At 51.7% G+C, this 2,593-nt stretch carries 3 protein-coding genes; 2 read left to right on the forward strand and 1 reads right to left on the reverse strand.

Going from position 1 to position 2,593, the window contains the following annotated elements; all coding sequences use genetic code 11:
- The coding region (locus RMO52_RS21075) for an HAD hydrolase-like protein (RefSeq protein WP_310418209.1) at window positions 1-678 on the forward strand (678 nt) is incomplete at its 5' end.
- Here the strand turns inward: RMO52_RS21075 and rdgB are convergent.
- Window positions 675-1,289, reverse strand: a complete 615-nt coding sequence (rdgB, locus tag RMO52_RS21080; RefSeq protein WP_309740405.1) for an RdgB/HAM1 family non-canonical purine NTP pyrophosphatase — start codon at window positions 1,287-1,289, stop codon at window positions 675-677. The two genes, RMO52_RS21075 and rdgB, sit on opposite strands and share 4 nt — an antisense overlap.
- A gap of 102 nt (window positions 1,290-1,391) precedes the next feature.
- Between rdgB and ggt the strand changes: the two genes are divergently transcribed.
- Window positions 1,392-2,593, forward strand: a 1,202-nt coding sequence (gene ggt, locus RMO52_RS21085) for a gamma-glutamyltransferase (RefSeq protein ID WP_310418212.1), incomplete at its 3' end; no start/stop codon positions are given.

The raw sequence follows: 2,593 nt of genomic DNA on the forward strand, positions 1-2,593 counted from the left end.
GCATTAACCGATACTGCTCAACTTTATCGCGAGTTTTTGTTACCGCGATCGCGCACTCCGGAGATCGTTGACTTGGCGATCCTGACCAAAGCACAGTTTTGGCAGATGAAACAAAATCGCACACCCGATCGCGAGATCGCACAGCAATCGGGCTTGAATGCCGCTCAAACAGATTATTTCCTACAACGAGTTGACGAAATTGTCAACTGTAGCGATTTGCTACATCAAGACAAGATCCAACCAGGCGTAACTTGGGCGTTAGGTTTATTGAAATCCCAAGGCACCAAGCTAATTTTGGTGACATTGCGCGATCGTGACGAAGCTAGCGGAATGCTAGAACAACACGGACTCGGACAGTTATTTGCGGACATTTATGGCACCGCTAGCCGTCAAGCTGCCTACCAAAATTATTCAGAAGTTAAAACTAAACTCCTCAAACGTGCGATGCAAGAGCATCGAGTCGGCACCAAGCAGTTGGAGCATAGCTGGATGATTGGTGATACCGAAGCGGACGTATTAGCCGGACAAGCGATGGGAATTTCGACAATTGCGCTTACCTGCGGCATTAGGAGCCATCAGAAGTTGACTCAACTGCAACCAACGCTTATCAAAACCGACTTGCTGTGCGCCGCACATCATTTGGTGGGGATGAGTTCGCTGCAAATGTGCTGTAATTAGGGATGAGGATTTGGGGTAAGCCTAAATTCGTTGGCGATTTCAGTTAATTTTTGGGTAATAATTGCGAATGCTTTGCCGCGATGACTGATGCTGCGTTTTTGCTCGACAGACATTTCGGCGAAAGCGAGTTGTTTGGCGGGGACATAAAAAATCGGATCGTAACCAAAGCCATCGACACCACGCGCTGAAGTCAGAATTTCGCCGCGACAGATACCTTCAGCTTTGGCAACGATCGATCCGTCGGGACGGGCGACAGCTACAGCACAGACAAACTGGGCTTGTCTTTGACTCGGTTCGGGAAAATTAGCTAATTCCTGGAGAAGGCGATCGATCCGTTCTCGATCGCTAGCGGCATACCGCGCCGAATAAATTCCCGGTGCGCCATTGAGAGCATCTACCTGGAGTCCCGAATCATCAGCGATCGTCCACGCATTCAACGCGATCGCCACCTCTGAGGCTTTGAGAGCAGCATTAGCAGCAAAAGTGGCTCCAGTTTCATCCACATCTAGTTCGGTGGGTTTGAGGCTCAATTCCCACGCAGTACCGCTCAAATATGCTTGCATTTCTCGCAATTTACCGGGATTGCTGGTGGCAACAATTAGTTTTGTCATGAGTTAGTGGATAGTGGCTGGTGAATAGTGGATAGTGGATAGTGAATTTTACAATGCTGTTTTTTCAATCGCAGCAGCACACTAGAGCGCAGAGAGATTATTGTGAAGGTTTTTAGAGATTTTTACCGTTACACGCTGACGATTAGCTCGTTTCTGATTCTAGCTAGTTCTGTGCCAGTTTTTGCAGCATTTCCCCGACCGACGCGCAGTCAGAATGGGATGGTAACATCGGCGCATCCATTGGCAACGCAGGCGGGGGTGGCGATCCTTCAGCAGGGCGGGAATGCGATCGATGCTGCTGTAGCGACGACGTTGGCGATTTCGGTAGTGGAACCTTTCTCGGCGGGGATTGGCGGTGGGGGGTTCATGGTGACGCAGATGGGGGGGAAGATCGAGTCGCTGGATTTTCGGGAACGCGCACCACTCAAAGCATCGAGAGATATGTATTTGGATGCCCAGGGCAAGCCGCGCCCGAATGCTAGTCTGGAGGGACATCTGGCGGCGGGAGTGCCGGGGACGATCGCGGGGCTAGCCACCGCACATCGTAAGTATGGTAAGTTACCCTGGCGGACGGTAGTAGCGCCGTCGATTAGACTGGCGCGAGAGGGGTTTAATGTCAGTGAAATTTATGCAGAGCAAGCCAGATCGAAACAGAAACTATTAGCGACTAATCCCGCAGCTAGAGCGATTTTTATGCGTAATGGCAAACCCTTGCAACCGGGCGAGCGGTTGGTACAGCGAGATTTAGCCCGTACCTTAATTTCGATCGCCCGCAATCCCCAGAGTTTTTATACTGGCACGATCGCCAGTGCGATCGATCGCGATATGCGCCAGAATAAGGGCTTAATTACCCGCGCCGATCTCCGCGCCTATCAACCAAAATGGCGAGCGCCTGTGTGCGGCAAATTTCGGCAGTACAACGTCTGTTCGATGGCTCCCCCTTCATCGGGGGGCGTCCACTTATTGCAGATCCTCAATACGATCGGGAGTACGGATCTAGCCGCGATGGGTTGGCATAGTCCCGATGCCCTGCACCTGCTGATCGAGTCGATGCGAATTGCTTATGCCGATCGATCGGTGCATCTAGGCGATCCAGATTTTAACCGGATTCCGGTAGCCGCGCTGATAAATCCCGCTTATGCCGCCAAACGCCGCCAGGAAATCGAGGTAAATCGATCGCGTCCATCATCGACAGTCAACCCCGCTACCGCAGCGGAATCGAAACAATTCGATCGAACTGTTGGGGTTTCCCTGGTGGGTACCCAACTCGATACGGGTACCCACAAGGGATACCCCGATGACAG

Source organism: Chamaesiphon sp. OTE_8_metabat_110, assembly GCF_031382685.1.
Lineage (GTDB): Bacteria > Cyanobacteriota > Cyanobacteriia > Cyanobacteriales > Chamaesiphonaceae > Chamaesiphon.